Genomic DNA, 16,738 nt, shown 5'->3' on the forward strand with positions numbered 1-16,738 from the left:
GCAACCGTTCTTCTTATGGTTATCAAGTGTCAGTCCTCCAGGGAGACGCGGCGACCAGAGCGCCTGCGCTCTGGTCGCCATAGCACGTGTCAGAGCGCGTCTAACATTGCAGGTGAGACCGTACTCCGCCTCAACGAGAAGTCTCGCAAGATGCTACCTGAAGGCACACCACAACCATCGTTCTCCTTGACTACCTCGGAGTAGAAAAACGCAGGCATATTCGCGTTATCGGCATCAGGGAAATATACTTCGAGTTCCGCTCGAATCCGTTCAGCATCCATATCCACCCCCCTCTCTCGGCTGTTGAGCATCAGGGTCCCCAGGGGCGGACCAGTAGGGTCTTCTTCTCTAAGGCGTGTTGCCCAGACATTCCCATCACTAGCGCCCATGAACATCAAGGCGTCCGAGCTACTGTATATCAAGAAAGTGGCGAACTGGCCGTTGCCGAGATCGCGAGTAAAGGTCTCTGGCGAAAGCAAGAAGGGGCGGCCTCCCGTGACCTCATCCACACCGTTCGGGTCAACCACCTCATCCGCATCAATCGTAAGGAAGCGCTCCCAGTTGCCACTCCCAAGGGCGGTCTCACGGTACACCACGATACTGGAGGACGTAGCGTTCGCGCCGACCTGTGACCGATAGGCGACAAAGTTGGCATCAAACTCGGGCGCGTAGAACAGGTACGGGTTAAACTTTTCCTCGGTGTTTCCGGACTCCGTCACCTGTACATCAGGCGTACCGTTAGGGGCTGGGTTAGCTGTATCGATCAAAATCACTTGGTCGTACGTTGTTCCAGCGAAGGGAACGGGCGCCGTCGCAACTGCCTTTAGACTACCGCCACCTGCGGGCTCTCGAAGCTCGTGCAGTCGTGCCCAGGAGATATGGGGGCGAAATCGGCTACGCTCACTGCCAGGCGTCGTCGTCCCTGTCCATTCTTCTAGGTTCGACCAACGGAGTTCTCGAACTCCCTGCTGGTTTAGGTACAGGTACACGGACTGTGCTCGATAGGGAAGACCCTCGTCCTCCGACGTGTACACGATTGACCGCACTCCATCGGAGGCTCCTGCCAGTGGAATGCGAGAGTCCAGCGTATCGTCAAAACAAAGAGCCGGATGCGAGGTCGGGTAGGTGCAACGAGTAGGATCGTAGCCACGGATACCCACCGAAGTGTCGAACCTCGTATAGGAGAGGTAGAGCTCAGGAGTCTGATCAAGTCGAGTTCCATTTGCGAACTTCGGCCCTGCTTGTGTGTTGGTGTAAAAGCCAGGGTCCGAATCGATATCCAACGGACTCGGTATCAAATCCCCGTCATTTACTCGATCCACCCATTGCACAATCACCTCGTTACGTGGCTGAGTGTCGTTCACCCTTTGGTAAGTCAGCATGTTCGTTGTGCCGTCGAACTCTGGATCTAGTACTCCACATTCAATCAGTTGATCGTCGATCATAAGCCCCTGAGCAAGCACGATGGGGCCGACAGTGATGCCCAAAGCGGCACACACCAGACGCGCACCCGTACTTGAGTATTTCTGCATGAGATATTCCCTTCGGATTCTGTTGATTCCCCACAGCACGAACCCAGTTAGGAGGTCCGCGTGCGTGCGACATATTTTGGGCGCGGCGGTGAATGGAATCAACTGCCCATTGAAGCGCCTGACGCGTGAAGAGATATCAAAGCCTATCGGCTACTTCCCGTAGCTCTCAGCGACATTGACGTGATTCAGCTTGATTGGCAGATCCGGAGGGCCATTCTCGAAGGGCAGCAAGCCAAAGGGGGGTGCGAAGGTCATCCGGCAGCGGAGCGACGATCTGCGGGAGGCCTTCCCAGAGATGACCGGCTTGTCGCGCTCAAACCTCAAATACATGGCCCAATTCGCCCAACCCTACCCGGACGGCCAAATTGGCCAACAGGCTGTTGGCCAAATTCCCTGGGGCCACAACATCGCCCTGATGAGCAAGGTACAGACCCGATCGCCCGCGAGTGGTACGCCGGGGAGACGATTCGTCAGGGCTGGGCCCGGAGCGTCCTCGTGCACCAGATCGAAACCGGCCTCTATGAGCGACAGGGGAGGGCACCCTCCAACCTGGCGCGGACGATTCCTCACGCAGACTCAGAGCTCGCCGAGCAGCTCTTCAAGGATCCGTACCATCTCGAGTTCCTGGACGTTGGCGGGCACGCGAAGGAACGTTCACTTGAGCGTGCGCTGATCGACAAGCTCAAGGACTTCATGCTCGAGCTCGGCAAAGGCTTCGCCTTCGTCGGCAGCCAGGTCCATCTCCAAGTGGGCGAGAGAGACTTCTTCGTCGACCTCCTCTTCTACCACCTGCAGCTGCGCTGCTACGTGGCGATAGAGCTCAAGACCACGAGCTTCAAGCCGGACTACATCGGAAAGCTGGGCTTCTACCTCGAGGTCATCGACGACCAGCTTCGACACCCGGACGACAAGTCATCGATCGGCCTGATCCTCTGCAAGGACCACGAGCACGTAGTGGCCGAATACGCCCTACGCACTAGCAACCGTCCGATGGGCATCTCTCGCTATGAGCTCCCGAGGGAGCTGCGGGAGGCTCTGCCAAACGTCGAGGAGCTTGAAGCAGAGCTTCGCCAGCTGGATCGGTGCGGTAACGAATAACTGCGGGCGATGGATCAGGAAGTCGCCGCCGCCTGAAGGTTCTCCGCCACGGCCTGCACGTCGGTGAACACCCGCATCAGGTTGCCACCCCAGATCTTGCCGATCTGCTCTTCCGTGTAGCCTCGACGCACGAGTTCGATGGTGATGTTCATCACCTCGCTCGCATCGAACACCCCCTCGATGCCGCCACCGCCGTCGAAGTCACAGCCGATGCCCACGTGGTCGATGCCGGTCACGCTCACGATGTGATCGATGTGGTCCACGGCGTGCTTTACCGTGGCGGGCGGCTGCGGGAACTGCTCGTTGATCTCGTTGAACTTGGCGCGTAGGGCGGTCCGTTCTTCCTGCGTCATCTCGCTCGCCATCTTCATCGAGGCGCGCAGTTCAGCCATCGCGGCGTCGCGTTCGGGGTTTTCGGGTGCGTCGCGCAGGTAATCCGAGAGCATGGTGAGTTGGACGACGCCGCCGTTCTCCGCCATGAGCTTGAGCATCTCGTCGCTCATGTTGCGCTGGTGATCGGTGACCGCGCGGGCGTTGGAATGGCTGGCGATGATCGGCGCCTTCGAGGTGGCGATGGCGTCGTAGAACACGGCGTCGCTTGCGTGGGAGACGTCCACCATGACACCTAAGCGATTCATCTCCCTGACGACCTCCTCGCCGAAGGGGCTGAGGCCGTCGTGCTCGGCGCCCTTGTCATCGGTGGCGGAGTCGGCGAGGTCGTTGTTGGATGAGTGCACCAGGGTGATGTAGCGCACGCCCTTGTCGAAGAAGAGCTCGACGTTGGCGATGTCGTTGCCGATGGGGTAGCCGTTTTCGATGCCGAGGTAGATGGCGCGCTTGCCTGCCTTCTCGAGGGCGTAGGCATCGTCGGGATCGAGGGCGAGGCCGACGGCGTCGGCGTTAGCCTCGGTCGACGCGATCACGGCGTCGATCATCTGCAGACCGAGCGTTTTGGCTCGGCTGTGGCCGTCGTCGTCGCGGATGTCCTGGGCCACGAAGGCGGCGAAGAAGATGGCGTCGAGGCCGCCCTCCTTCATGCGCGGGTAGTCGACCTTGGAGCCCGTCTCCTTGGGATCGTGGCGCTCGGCCATGTCGAAGCCTGGCTCGATCATGCGCAGGGGCGTGTCTGCATGGGTGTCGACGGTGAGCACGCGATCGTGGATCTCGAGCGCGCGCGCGAGGAGTTGCTCCTCCGTCTCCGCGGCGGCGGAGGCGTCAGCGGGCGCGGTCGTGACCTCCTCCGGTGCTTGCTCAGCGGCGCAACCGACGAGTAGCAGCAGGGGCAGGGCGAAGCCGATCTTGGGCGTGGCGAACATGCAGCGTTACCTATCCTTAGACGACGATGTTGACGAGGCGGCCGGGGACGACGATGACTTTTTTCGGCGTCTTCCCATCCATCGAGCGCTTGGCGCCATCGCTGGCGAGCGCAGCGGCTTCCAGCGTCGCCTTGTCGGCGTCGCGGGGGGCGTTGATCTCGTCGCGCTTCTTGCCGTTGACCTGCACCACTACCGTGATGGTGTCGTCGACGCAGAGGGCCTCGTCGTGGGCTGGCCAGGGGGCGATCGACACCAGGCCGTCGGCGCCGAGGCGCTCCCACAGCTCTTCGGTCAAGTGGGGTGCGTACGGGGCGAGGATGGTCACGAAGTCGGTGATCAACGCCTTCGGCAGCTGCTTGGCGGCGGTCGCCTTGTTGACGAAGGTCATCATCTCAGCGATGGCCGTGTTGAAGCGCATGCCCTCCGTGTCCTCCACCACCTTCTTGATGGTGCGGTGAAGGGCTTTGTTGAGCTCGCTGGTCTCCTCGACAGGCGTGTCCACGAGCTTATCGCTCAAGGAGCCGTCCTTCTCATCCACGACCAGGCGCCACACGCGCTGCAGGAAGCGGTACACGCCTTCCACGCCGGTCATCTGCCAGGGCTTCACCTGTTCCAGGGGACCCATGAACAGCTCGTACAGGCGCATCGCATCGGCGCCGTACTGCTCGATCACATCGTCGGGGTTGACCACGTTGAGCTTCGACTTCGACATCTTCTCGATCTGTGAGTCGAGTTTCTCGCCCGTCGCCTTGAGCACGGGCACGCCGTCGCGTTCTTCCGCCTCATCGGGGTGGTAGTACTTGCCGTGCGCGTCCTTGAAGCTGTAGGCGAGGATCATGCCCTGGTTGAACAGGCGCTGGAACGGCTCCTTGGTGCTCACCAGGCCCACGTCGTAGAGCACCTTGTGCCAGAAGCGCGCGTAGAGCAGGTGCAGGACCGCGTGCTCGACGCCGCCGACGTAGAGGTCGACGGGCATCCAGTAGTCGGCGACCTCCTTGGAGAAGGGCGCTTCGGTGTTCTTTGGATCCAGGTAGCGCAGGTAGTACCAACAGGAGCCGGCCCACTGGGGCATGGTGTTGGTCTCGCGCGTTGCCTTACGACCATCGGGAAGCGTTAGCTCCGACCAGTCCTTAGGTGCGCGGGCGAGGGGCGGTTGGCCGTCGTCCGTGGGCCGGTACTCATCGATAGGCGGCAGTTCCACGGGCAGCTGGCTGGGGTCCAGGGGCACCACCTCGCCATCCTCCGCGTGCACGATGGGGAACGGTTCGCCCCAGTAGCGCTGGCGGGAGAAGAGCCAATCGCGCAGGCGGTACTGCACGCGGCCGGTGCCGGCGCCGCGCTCCTCGAGCCAGGCGATGATCCTGGTCTTGGCCTCGGCGACTTCCAAGCCGTCCAGGAAGTCCGAGTTCACGGCCTTGCCTTCGCCGGTCCATGCCGCTTCCTCGATGTCACCGGGGCCCTCGATCACGCGACGGATCGGCAGGCCGAAGGCGCGGGCAAACTCGTGGTCGCGCTCATCGTGGCCGGGCACGGCCATGATGGCACCCGTGCCGTAGGACATGAGCACGTAGTCGGCGACCCACACGGGGATCTCCTCGCCGGTCACGGGGTTGATGGCGTGGGAGCCGGTGAAGACGCCGGTCTTCTCCTTGGCGAGGTCCGTGCGCAGCAGGTCAGACTTCTGCGTCGCCTCGGTGACGTAGGCGTCGACGGCGGCCTTCTGCTCGGCCGTGGTCAACGCGTCAACCAGCGGATGCTCCGGCGCGAGCACGCAATAGGTGGCGCCGAACAGGGTGTCGGGGCGCGTGGTGTAGACGGTGAGGCTGTGATCGCCCGGCAGCTGAAACACCACATCGGCACCATGGGATTTGCCGATCCAGTTGCGCTGCATCTCCTTCACGCCTTCGGGCCAGTCCACCTCGTCGAGGTCCTGGAGCAGGCGTTCGGCGTAGGCGGTGATCTTCAGCATCCACTGCTTCATGGAGCGGCGCTCGACGGGATCGCCGGTCTCCACGTACTTGCCGTCCTTCACCTCTTCGTTGGCCAGCACCGTGCCGAGGGCGGGGCACCAGTTCACCGGCACCTCGGCCAGGTAGGCCAGGCCCTGGTCGTAGAGCTTGAGGAAGATCCACTGGGTCCACTGGTAGTAGTCGACGGCGCTCGTGTTGACCTCGCGCTCCCAGTCGTAGCTGAAGCCGAGGCGCTTGATCTGGCGGCGGAAGTTGTTGATGTTCCGCTCGGTGATGATCGCCGGGTGGATGTTGTCGCGCACGGCGGCGCGCTCGGCGGGCAGGCCGAAGGCGTCCCAGCCCATGGGATGGAGGACATTGAAGCCGCGCATGCGCTTCAGGCGCGCGAGCACGTCTGTCGCCGTGTACCCCTCCGGGTGGCCCACGTGGAGGCCGGCGCCGGACGGGTAGGGGAACATGTCGAGGATGTAGAACTTCGGCCGCGCCTTGAGTTCTGCCGGATCGCTCGGCGTCTTGAAGGGCTGCTGGGCTTCCCAGGCAGCTTGCCACTTGGGCTCGATATCGGCGGGCGTATAGCGCATGAAGGCCTCTCAGTGATGCGCGCGGGGGGCGGTGGACGGCCGCGAATTATCGCACGGCACCATGAGCGCGCACATCCGCCGCGCCGGCCCGCGGGCGAGGCTACTCGAGGAAGCGCTTCAGCCAGCCGTTGACCTCGTCGTGCCAGCGCACGGAGTTGTGGGGCTTGAGCACCCAGTGGTTCTCGTCGGGGAAGTAGAGGAAGCGACTCTCGATGCCGCGCCGCTGGAGGGCGGTGAAGGCACCGATGCCCTGGGTGACGGGCACGCGGTAGTCGAGTTCCCCGTGGATCACGAGCATGGGCGTCTGCCAGCGATCGACGTGGGTGGCGGGGTTGAACTTCTCGTGGGCCGCCGGCTTCTCGAAGTAGGGGCCGCCGTTCTCCCACTCGGGGAACCACAGCTCCTCGGTGGTGTAGTACATGGAGCGGTGATCGAACACGCCGTCGTGGTTGACCAGGCAGCGGAAGCGATCGGGCCAGTTGCCGGCGATCCAGTTGATCATAAAGCCGCCGTAGGAGGCGCCGAGGGCGCACACCCGATCGCCATCCAGGAAGCTGTAGCGCTTAAGCGCAGCGGCGAGGCCGAGCTGCAGGTCTTCCAGGGGTTTGCCGCCCCAGTCGCCGGAGATGCTGTCGGTGAAGGCTTGTCCGTAGCCGGTGGAGCCGTGGAAGTCGATCATGATCGCGGCGAATCCGGCACCCGCGTAGGTTTGCGGATTCCATCGGTAGTGCCAGTGGTTGCCGAAGCTGCCCTGGGGGCCGCCGTGGATCAGGAAGGCCACGGGATAGGACTTACCCGCCTCGTAGTCGACGGGTTTCACCACGAAGACGTAGACCTCATCGCCGCCGGCGCCGGTGAAGGAGAACTGCTCGTAGTCGCCCACCGCGAGGTCCGCCATGGCCTCCTGGCCGAAGTGCGTGAGGCGCACCGGGTCACCGCCCTCGGCGTCCGCCACGTAGAGATCGCTCGGGGCAGTGAGGCTGTCCTGGGCAAAGACGATGTGGTCTGACGTCAGGTCGAAGGCGCTGACGTAGGCGCCTTCGCTGATCCGCGTGATGTCGCCGTCGGCGAGGTTCAGGCGCCAAAGCGTCTTGTGGCCCACGTCCGTGGCGTTCATGACCAGCGCGGCGCCGTCCGGCGTGAAGGCCATGGACGACGGGGATCGGTCCCACTCACCGGTGAGGACACGGGCCGTGCCCGACTTCAGGTCGCGCACGACCACGTCGTATTTGTCGGCCTCGAAGCCAGGGCGCGACATCGCCAGGTAGGCCAGGTGTCGGCCGTCGGGGCTCAGCACGGGCATCGTGTCCCAGGCCTGATTGCCCGCCGTGAGGTTCTGCGCGGGGCCATCGCCGGTCATGGGCGCCGCGTAGATATCGAAGTTGGTGGAGGTGGGTTCCTTGCCGTCACGGATTCTGGCAGCGAAGAAAATCGCTTGGCTATCGGCAGAGATCGTGTACTCCTCGTTGCCGCCCCAGATGCGGGATGGGACATCGGCGTCCACCGTGCTCACGCGCACCGGGGCGCCCGCGGTCACCGCGCCCGCGTCGTCGAGCGTGAGGGCGAACAGCTGCGAGCGCTTGTCGTCCAGCCAATGATCCCAATGACGCATGAAGAGCTGATCGTAGGCGCTGGCGCTGACCTTCGAATCCGCCTTCGCCTCGTCTCGATCGACCGTGCACTGAAGGTCTTCGCAATCGAGGTAGACGGACAGGGAGACCACCAGGCGGTCGCCGGCGGGGGAGAGCTTGAAGGTGCTCACATCGAGGGGCAGGTCGGTGAGCGGTTGGGCCTCACCGCCGCTGATCGAAATCAGCCAGACCTGGCTCGAGCCGCCGCGCGAGGAGAGGAACAGGACGGACTGGCCGTCCGCTGACCAGGCGGGGTCTGTGTCGTTCGCTTCGTGGGAGGTGAGCTGGCGCGGGGTGCCGCCGCCCTCGAGGGGGCTGAGCCATAGGTCGTAGCGCCCCTTGCCCGCGTCCATGTCTGTCGAGCGCAGGGTGAAGACCACGAGGTCCCCCTTTGGCGACACCACCGGGGCGCCCACCCTGTCCATGCGCACGAGGTGCTCGGCCGAGAACGGCTCGGCGGCGCTGGCGATAAGGGAGCTGGATAGCAGTAGGGGCAGGACGAAAGCGCGAATGGACATTGGCAACCTTGGTCTGAATTGAGCGGTTCACGAGCCTGGCAAATGGCAGACTCGACGTTTGGCCGCGCGTGGTCGTCGAGGGCAGCCTCGATGAGCCAGTGCGTCTGGGCCGATGCGGGGTGTGGGCCATCCAGCCCCGTGTGCAACGCGAACGTTACACTATAACGACTGAAGTCTGCTGCAGCGATACTCCCTGGAATGAATCTCTACCGCACCCGGTGGCGCTTATTGGCGCTGTCTCTGCTCACCTTTATTAGCGCCTCCGCCCTAGCCCATCCGGAGGACGAGTTCTGCCTGCCAGGGGAGGGCAGCCTCGACCCCGCGCTTTGCGAACAGCTGGCGGCGCTCGACAGCGCAGAAGGGCGCACGGCGCGGCTGACCCAGCTGATCCTGGATGAATCAGGCAATGCCCGCAGCGCCGGGTCGACCTTCCTGCTCTACGTCTCCATCGGTGTTGGGCACATCCTGCCGGGCGGGCTCGATCACATTCTCTTCGTGCTGGCGCTGTTCCTGACCTCCACCCGCCTGCGCGCCCTACTCGTCCAGATCACGACCTTTACGGTGGCGCACACGGCGACCTTGGGGCTCGCCGCCGCCGGGGTGATCTCGCCGAGCGGGAGCATCGTCGAGCCCCTGATCGCGGCGAGCATCGCCGTGGTGGCCCTGGAGAATCTCTTCGTTGAGGACATGCCGCGCTGGCGCCCGGTGATCGTGTTCGCCTTCGGGCTGCTTCACGGTCTGGGCTTTGCAGGGTTCTTCGGTGAGCTGGGACTGCCGCCGGGGCAGTTCTGGGGAGCATTGCTCGGTTTCAACGTCGGCGTGGAGCTGGGGCAGCTGAGCATCGTGTTGCTTGCCCTGTTGCTCGTGAGCGCGTGGCGTCGCGCCGATCGATCGCCTGAGTTCGAGTCGCGCTATCGGCGCTGGGTGGTGATCCCAGGGTCGTTGGCTATAGGTCTGATCGGCCTGTGGTGGGCGATCGAGAGGACGTTCTTCGCGTAGGGCGGCAGGCAGCCCTCAAGCTGCCCGCCGTTGCCAGTCTTATCGTCGGATCAGTTGCCGTCCGTGCCGAAGCCGCGGCCATTCAGCAGCGGCTCGATGCTCGGCTCGGCGCCGCGGAAGTTGCGGTACAGCTCATCGGCTGGACGAAGGCCGCCCGCCTCGTAGACCCACTGCTTCAGGCGTCCCGCCACGGCGGGATCGAAGATGTTCTCCGCTTCCTTGAAGGCGTTGAAGCCGTCCGAGTCGAGGATCTCCGACCACAGGTAGGCGTAGTAGCCGGCCGAGTAGCCGCCGGCGAAGATGTGGCTGAAGTACTGGGAGCGGTAGCGTGGCTCGACCTCGTCGATCAGGCCGTACTCCTCCAGCACGCTGCGCTCGAAGGCGGTGGCATCGGTGATGGCGGCCGCTTCCTCAGCGGTGAGCATGTGCCAGCGCAGGTCCAGCAGGGAGGCGGCGATGAACTCCGTCGTGGCGAAGCCCTGGTTGTGGTTGGCCGCGGCGAGGAGGCGCTCGACCAGGCTGTCGGGGATCACCTCGCCCGTCTCATGGTGCTTGGCGTAGAGGGCCAGCATCTCGGGCTCCGAGGTCCAGTGCTCGAGGATCTGCGCCGGGAACTCGGTGTAGTCGCGGGGGCCGTCGACGCCGGAGAAGCTCGCGTAGTCGATCTTGGTCATGATGCCGTGCAGGCCGTGGCCGAACTCGTGGAACACGGTCTTCACCTCGTTGAAGCGCAGCAGCGTGGGCTGGGCCACGGGCGGCACGGTGAGGTTCAGGTTGTTGGTCACGATCGGACGAATCGAGTTGCCGCCGATGTTGGAGGCGGAGCGGTAGCTGTTCATCCAGGCGCCGCCGCGCTTGGAGTCGCGGGCGTACATGTCGAACATGAAGACGCCCAGATGCGAGCCGTCCGCCTCACGCACTTCGTAGGCGGTGACGCCATCGTTCCAGATCGGCGCGTCGATCTGGGTGAAGGTGATGCCGAACAGGCGGTTGGCCAGTTCGAAGGCGCCGGCCTTCACGGCTTCGAGTTCGAAATAGGGCTTGAGCGCGTTCTCGTCGAGGTCGAAGCGCGCCTTGCGGATCTTCTCCGCGTAGTGCCACCAGTCGTGGCCGGCGAACTCGAACTCATCGCCGATCATCGCCTGCATGTCCGCACGCTCCACCTTGGCCTGCTCGAGGCCCGGCTTCCAGACGCGCAGGAGGAAGTCCTCGGCGCCCTTCGGCGTGCGCGCCATGTTGTACTCGAGCACATAGTCGGCGTGGGTGTCGTAGCCGAGGAGCGCCGCGCGCTGGGCGCGCAGCTGGGCGATCTTGATCGCCAGGGGGCCGTTGTCGGTGTCACCGTCGCTGGCGCGCAGGCGGTAGCCGTCAAAGGCTTGCTCGCGTAGCTCACGCACCTCGGACTGGGTCATGAAGGTCTCGTAGACCGAGCGGTCCAGGGTGACCACCCAGGCCTCTTCGTCCTCGTCCCAGATGCTCGACTTGAAGGCCTCGGAGAGGCCCGCGGTGTCCGCTTCGTCGGTGATCGGCAGCTTGAAGGCCTTGGTGGAGCTGAGCAGGTTTTGACCGAACTTGGTGGTCAGGCCCGAGAGCTCCTCGTTGATGGCGGCCACCTTGGTCTTGGTCTCCTCGTCGAGGGCGGCACCGGCGCGCACGAACTGGCGGTGGGTGAGTTCGAGGAGGCGTGCGTCCTGCTCGTCGAGGTCGAGCGTGTCGCGGGCTTGGTAGACGGCCTGCACGCGCTGCCAGAGGGCGTCGTCCAGCACGATCTTGTTCGACTCGCGCGTCCACATCGGATAGATGATGCTCTGGAGCTTGCGCTTCTCATCGTTGAGTTCGGTCGAGGCCAGCGGGCCGAAGACGAGGCCGACCTTGCGTGCCAGCGTGCCCACCTGCTCCATGGCGAGGATGGTGTTCTCGAAGGTGGGGGCGTCCGGGTTGTCCCGAATCGCGGCCACGTCAGCGCGTTGCTCCAGCATTCCCTGCTTGAAGGCGGGGAGGAAGTGCTCGTCGGCGATCTCCTCGAACGGGGGAACGCCGAAGGGCGTGTCCCATTCTTCCAGGAAGGGATTTCCCTCGAGTTCCGCTTGCGTGACGGAGATGTCGTCCGGCGCGGCGTCCTTGGTCTGCGCCGTGGCGCCGGCGTCGGCGGGGGCGGACGACTCGGGGTCTGCGCCGCTGCAGGCGGCGAGCGCAAGGGCGAGGCAGACCGGGAAAAGGAGGCTAGTTGGCTTCATTTAACTGTCCATGTCAGCCGCAGAGCGGCGCTGGGTGGGCGTGGCTAAAGGCGCGTAGCTTGGCAGACCGGTTGCGTGGCGTCTCCCCCTGGGCGGGAGAGGCGGCGGGGGTGTCGCGGTCTTGCTGTCGGGAGGGATGCCGCATGGGCCGATTCAGTCGCACGATGTGCAATATCGCAATAGCTCACCCACCGCAGGGTGAGTGGATGTAAGAGTCGATCTCGACTGCAAAGGGAAACCAGCTGATCATGGAACGAGAGAGCGCGAGTGCGGGCGCTCCAGCAGGTGTCGCCTCCTCAACGCCTTGCGCCCTCACCATCTTGGCCTGGCGTTTCCTGATCGTCGTAGGATTGTACGCGCGGTCGCGTAGGCGCGGCTGTACCCGTAACTCTATAGGTCACGTGAGGAATCTGACCATGGGAATGGCTTGCGCCTACCACGCTGCCTCCGATGCCACCATCGCCAAGCTCTTGGGGGATCCTGCGCTCGTTTGGCGTCTCCTGGCACCGGACGATCCCGAGGTCTACCTAGACGAGGCAAACGACGCCCAACGGGTCGGCTTCTTCGGCAGGCTGTTGGGCCGAAAGAAGGCGCCCGAGATCACCGACATCCCGGACTTTGAGCTATCGCCGGTGGAGTCGATGGAGGGCGACATCGACAAGGCCTGGCATGGCCTGCACTACTGCTTGAACGGCACCAAAGAAAGAGCGGAACCACCGCTCGACTTCCTCATAGATGGTGGCGAGTTGGTAGGCCAGGTAGACGTAGGGTGGGGCCCAGCGCGTGCGTACCGTAGCTCCCAGGCCCACGAGCTGCATCAGGTGCTGGCGACGATTGATCGAGATCGCCTGCGCGAGGGCTTCCATCCGGCGGAGATGGACCGCCTGGATATCTACCCGACCATCTGGGTGCGTGACGGAGACGAGGGCTTCGATTACATCGCCGAATGGTTCGATCGCCTAAAGGAGTTCATCGCACATTGCGCCACCCACGGTATCGGCTTTGTGATCTACCTCTGTTGATCTATCCTCGCGAAGCGTGGCGTTGAACCCCTTGCCCCTGCCACGCCATCGGCACCGTTGGACCAGAGGTAGAACGGCCGCGCCACCCGTGCGTAAGTAAGGACGCAGGGTCGCTCGTAGCCCTGTAAGCGATCGATTGCCAGCTCACTGTATACTGTATACAGTATCTCCAGTGATGAGGATCCGCACCAACATCGCCGACGAGCTCGAAACCGAGGTTCGCGGGCGAATCGTCGACGGCCAGCTCCCGCCCGGCGACCGCCTGAATGAGGTGCACCTGGCCGAGGAGCTGCATATCAGTCGCACCCCCCTGCGCGAGGCCCTCACGCGCCTCGCCGGGCAGGGGCTCATCGACGTCATCCCCCGCCGCGGCTTCTTCGTCCGCCCCCTGACCTCACGCGAGGCCCGCGAGATCTACCCGATTCGACCGCTCCTCGATCCCGCTGCCTTGCGCGCGGCCGGCATTCCGCCGCGGCCGGTCCTGCGCCAGCTGCGGGCGCTCGATGCGCAGCTGCGCCAGGCGCTTCCGGACGTCGCCGCCGTGGTCGACGCGGACGAGGCCTGGCACCGCGCCCTGCTCGCGCACTGTTCCAACCAACACCTGCTCAATCTCATCGAACACCACATGACGCTGACCCGGCGCTACGAGCTCGCGTGGTTCCGCTGCCACGACGCCGTGCCCACGGCCAGCGACGAACACGAACAGGTCGTACGCGCCCTCGAGGCGGGAGATCTCGATGCCGCCTGCGACCACCTCCACCGCAATCTCACCACGAGCCTCGACCCCCTCTGTGAATGGCTCGACGGTGAACACGCCCCATGAAGGATCGCCGTGAAGAGCACCTTGCTTGCCCTGATGCTAGCAACATTAGTAGCCACCGCCGTGAGCGCTGACGACCTGGAAGGCGTTTGGAGCGCCTATCTCGACTACGGCGTGCCCGCCCGCATCGATATCGCGATCGAGCATGACGACGACGGCAGCTGGGTCGCCAAGATCGGGGAGACACAAGCCAAGGGCCAGCAAGGCGACGACGGCACCGTCGCGTTCGTGACCGACATGGGCACGTTGCGCCTCTACCCGCAGGCGGCGACCGCCTACTGGGTGCAGCCTTACCTCGAGATGTCAGGCTCGGCCTACGCCAATCCGGTCGACCTCACGGCTGACGAGGAGGGCACGTGGCGCGGCATGGCGCGTCCGCGCCCAGTGCACCTGCGCCTCGATCTTGTCGTGCAAAGCACGGACGCGGGCCTCGCGGCGAACTTGCGCAATCCCGAGTACAACATGGGCCGGAACATGCCCGCCATGCGCATCGAGGCGCATGACGACGGCACCATCGCCTTCCGCCACGAAGACAACCCGCCCGCCCTGCACGGCACCCGCGCCGGTGATCGGATGGACCTGCAGTTCGAAAACATCGACGAGCGCGTCACCTTCGTGCGCACGGTGACGCCTCGCCCCGGCTACGCCCCCCGGTCGCAACCGGTGATCGCGCTCACCCCGCCCGCAGCCCTCGATGATGGTTGGCTGGTCGCCGTTCCGCGCTCGCGCGGTGTCGACCCGGATCCGTTGCTGGCCCTCACCCAGCGCGTGGCCGAACAGGATCCTGGCAACCTGTACGGCGAAACCGTGCACACGATGGTGCTCACCCAGGGCGGCGTGGTGGTGTACGAGGAGGGCTTCTTCGGCCACGACCCGCGTGTGCCCCACGACACGCGTTCCGCCGGCAAGTCCTTCTCCTCCACGATGGTCGGCCTGGCGATCCAGCAGGGTTACGCGATCTCGCCGAGCACCACGTTAGCTGATGTGTTCGGTGACGAGATCCCCGCGAGCGACAAGCGCAAGCGCGCGATCACCGCGGCGCATCTGATGAGCATGGCCTCCGGCCTCGACTGCGACGATGGCAACTACGAGTCCCCGGGCAACGAGGACGTCATGCAGAGTCAACAGGCGCAGCGCGACTGGATTCGCTACACGCTGGACCTCGACATGGTCCGCGCGCCCGGCGAGAAGGCCATTTACTGCTCGGCGGGGGTCAACCTGGCGAGCACCATGGTCGCGCGCGTGACCGGGCGCTGGCTGCCGGAGTTCTTCGACCAACAGTTCGCCAAACCCCTCGGCATTCGCCACTACCACATCAACCTCATGCCCACGGGCGACATGTACGTGGGCGGTGGCGTCTACATGACCGCGCGCGATCTCGCGAAGTTCGGTCAGCTCTACTTGAACGATGGTGTGTGGAACGGTGAGCGCCTGCTGCCCGAAGGTTGGGTTGGCGAGGCCTTCTCCGCCGTCGCGAGCATCAACGGGCCCGACGACTACGGTTGGAACTGGTGGCGCCAGTCCTTCGAGGTGGATGGTCAGCGCATCGAGGCGCGCTACGCCGCCGGTAACGGGGGGCAGCTCACGTTCGTGTTGCCGCAGCTCGACGCGGTCTTCGTTGTGCAGGCGGGCAACTACGGTAACTATGGCACCTGGCGACGGTTTCGTGACGAGTACCTGCCCGACTACGTGATTCCAGCGCTCCTCGCCCGGAGTGCCAGCACGCGATAGGGCCAGCGGCGGGAGGAGCGCTGAGTGAGCGAGAGCAGTGGGGTGGACAAGCTCATCGGCGGCTGCGCCCTGATCGCGTCCTTGGCGGCGGTGTTCATCGCCTGGGATCAGGGGCGGGTGATGCGGGCCCAGCAGCACGGCGAGGTGTATCCCGTGCTGCAGGTGGAAGGCTTCGTCGCCAGCAAGGAAGGCCAGGTAGAGGTGGGCCTGCGGGTGAGCAACAACGGGGTGGGGCCGGCCCTGATCGAGGCGGTCGATCTGGCCTTAGACGGCGTTCAGATCACTAACCTACAGTCGCTGTTGACAGACCTTCCAGCGCCGTCGTCCGACTCCTGGTCTTCCCTCGCCGGTCGTGCGATGGCCCCCGGCGAGCAAGTCGAAGCCCTCTCCTTACGCTGGCAGGGCGAGGCCCTGACGGACGCACATGTGGCAGCGATCGACGCCTTTACGGAGCGGGCATCGGACTGGGATCTGCGCATCTGCTACTGCTCCGTCTTCCAACGCTGTTGGGAGACCTCGCGCACGGGCACGGCTCGCGCCGATCGTGTCCAGCGCTGCGAGCAACGCGATACGGATGTCTTCTCGGACTTTGGCAGCCGCGTATCGCGCTAGCGGCGCGGGGCCCTGTCGGCCGCCGTTGTTCCCATTCCTCTGACCACCCGTCGGGATGAGATCGTTGTCATCCGCGTTTGACAAAAGTTTTCACCCGATCTAAGGCAAACCCCTGCTTTTCGGTCACCGATGTTCTGTTAACTTCCGGGCTGTGGAAGCGGCCGATGCGCCGCCCTCCCGTGAACGCCCAACGTTAGAGGACACGCTTACGTGACCAAGTGGATGACTACCGTCTTAGCCGTGAGCTTGAGCACCTTCTTCGGTGCGCTCGCCCATGCTGCTACCGTCGATCTCGGTGAGATCGGCGCCGACGAGCTCGTCGGAGATTCGCTGATCTACTTCAGCGGCGACACCATCGATGACACCTGGACGTTCACCCTCGCTGAGTCCCTGAGCACGGCGATCAGCGTGGTGCCGAACGACTTCGCGCCGTTCTTCGAGATCAGCGACCTCACGGTGACGTCTTCCGACGTGGCGTTCAGCTTCGACGTCCTGACGGGCGCCTTCAGCTTCGCGGGCTTGCTGCCCTCGGGCACGTACACCTTCATGGTCTCAGGCCTTGCCACCGGCGACAGCGGTGGCCAATACCAGGTGCTGGTCGGGGCGACCTCGATTCCCCTGCCCGTGTCGGGCTTCCTGCTCGGCTGCGCGCTGCTGGGGTTGATCGTGAC

The 16,738-nt window shown here is 64.3% G+C and carries 12 protein-coding genes; 7 read left to right on the forward strand and 5 right to left on the reverse strand.

Annotated features, from left to right (window positions below):
• Positions 1-89: 89 nt before the first annotated feature.
• On the reverse strand, positions 90-1,532 hold the full coding sequence (locus AAF184_20080; GenBank protein MEO0424646.1) for a hypothetical protein: 1,443 nt from the start codon (positions 1,530-1,532) through the stop codon (positions 90-92).
• Positions 1,533-2,027: 495 nt separating this feature from the next.
• Between AAF184_20080 and AAF184_20085 the strand changes: the two genes are divergently transcribed.
• Positions 2,028-2,630: a DUF1016 domain-containing protein gene (locus AAF184_20085; GenBank protein ID MEO0424647.1), complete on the forward strand. Its 603-nt coding sequence runs from the start codon at positions 2,028-2,030 to the stop codon at positions 2,628-2,630.
• 14 nt (positions 2,631-2,644) lie between these two features.
• On the opposite strand, the gene AAF184_20090 is transcribed toward AAF184_20085, so the two are convergent.
• From AAF184_20090 to AAF184_20100, 3 genes are all read right to left on the reverse strand, one after another.
• Complete coding sequence (locus tag AAF184_20090) at positions 2,645-3,946, reverse strand: dipeptidase (GenBank protein MEO0424648.1); 1,302 nt, start codon at positions 3,944-3,946, stop codon at positions 2,645-2,647.
• A gap of 16 nt (positions 3,947-3,962) precedes the next feature.
• Positions 3,963-6,497, reverse strand: a complete 2,535-nt coding sequence (gene leuS, locus AAF184_20095) for a leucine--tRNA ligase (protein MEO0424649.1) — start codon at positions 6,495-6,497, stop codon at positions 3,963-3,965.
• Between the two features lie 100 nt (positions 6,498-6,597).
• Positions 6,598-8,646, reverse strand: coding sequence for a S9 family peptidase (locus tag AAF184_20100; GenBank protein ID MEO0424650.1), 2,049 nt, complete (start codon positions 8,644-8,646; stop codon positions 6,598-6,600).
• 198 nt (positions 8,647-8,844) lie between these two features.
• On the opposite strand from AAF184_20100, the gene AAF184_20105 reads away from it, so the two are divergent.
• Entirely contained in the window at positions 8,845-9,645 is an 801-nt protein-coding gene (locus AAF184_20105) for a HupE/UreJ family protein (GenBank protein MEO0424651.1), read from the forward strand.
• Between the two features lie 50 nt (positions 9,646-9,695).
• Here the strand turns inward: AAF184_20105 and AAF184_20110 are convergent, their stop codons facing one another.
• The gene (locus AAF184_20110) at positions 9,696-11,882 is read right to left on the reverse strand and encodes a M3 family metallopeptidase (protein MEO0424652.1); all 2,187 of its coding nucleotides are present in this window, start codon (positions 11,880-11,882) and stop codon (positions 9,696-9,698) included.
• A 416-nt stretch (positions 11,883-12,298) separates the two neighbouring features.
• Here AAF184_20110 and AAF184_20115 point away from each other — a divergent pair, with 416 nt between their 5' ends.
• The 5 genes from AAF184_20115 to AAF184_20135 form a co-directional block, all read left to right on the forward strand.
• Entirely contained in the window at positions 12,299-12,904 is a 606-nt protein-coding gene (locus AAF184_20115) for a YfbM family protein (GenBank protein ID MEO0424653.1), read from the forward strand.
• A 175-nt stretch (positions 12,905-13,079) separates the two neighbouring features.
• Positions 13,080-13,727: a GntR family transcriptional regulator gene (locus AAF184_20120; GenBank protein ID MEO0424654.1), complete on the forward strand. Its 648-nt coding sequence runs from the start codon at positions 13,080-13,082 to the stop codon at positions 13,725-13,727.
• A 9-nt stretch (positions 13,728-13,736) separates the two neighbouring features.
• Positions 13,737-15,455 (forward strand): serine hydrolase, encoded by a 1,719-nt coding sequence (locus AAF184_20125; GenBank protein MEO0424655.1) that lies wholly within the window; start codon positions 13,737-13,739, stop codon positions 15,453-15,455.
• 24 nt (positions 15,456-15,479) lie between these two features.
• Positions 15,480-16,067: a hypothetical protein gene (locus AAF184_20130; protein ID MEO0424656.1), complete on the forward strand. Its 588-nt coding sequence runs from the start codon at positions 15,480-15,482 to the stop codon at positions 16,065-16,067.
• Between the two features lie 222 nt (positions 16,068-16,289).
• On the forward strand, positions 16,290-16,738 hold a 449-nt coding region (locus AAF184_20135; GenBank protein MEO0424657.1), incomplete at its 3' end, for a hypothetical protein.

The organism is Pseudomonadota bacterium (assembly GCA_039815145.1).
Lineage (GTDB): Bacteria > Pseudomonadota > Gammaproteobacteria > Steroidobacterales > JBCBZW01 > JBCBZW01.

Bases quoted from the DNA above. Each gene is read 5' to 3' on its own strand.
- AAF184_20110 (MEO0424652.1), bottom strand. From the start codon at position 11,882: ATGAAGCCAACTAGCCTCCTTTTCCCGGTCTGCCTCGCCCTTGCGCTC.
- AAF184_20100 (MEO0424650.1), bottom strand. From the start codon at position 8,646: ATGTCCATTCGCGCTTTCGTCCTGCCCCTACTGCTATCCAGCTCCCTT.
- AAF184_20105 (MEO0424651.1), top strand. From the start codon at position 8,845: ATGAATCTCTACCGCACCCGGTGGCGCTTATTGGCGCTGTCTCTGCTC.
- AAF184_20090 (MEO0424648.1), bottom strand. From the start codon at position 3,946: ATGTTCGCCACGCCCAAGATCGGCTTCGCCCTGCCCCTGCTGCTACTC.
- leuS (MEO0424649.1), bottom strand. From the start codon at position 6,497: ATGCGCTATACGCCCGCCGATATCGAGCCCAAGTGGCAAGCTGCCTGG.
- AAF184_20120 (MEO0424654.1), top strand. From the start codon at position 13,080: ATGAGGATCCGCACCAACATCGCCGACGAGCTCGAAACCGAGGTTCGC.
- AAF184_20115 (MEO0424653.1), top strand. From the start codon at position 12,299: ATGGGAATGGCTTGCGCCTACCACGCTGCCTCCGATGCCACCATCGCC.
- AAF184_20080 (MEO0424646.1), bottom strand. From the start codon at position 1,532: ATGCAGAAATACTCAAGTACGGGTGCGCGTCTGGTGTGTGCCGCTTTG.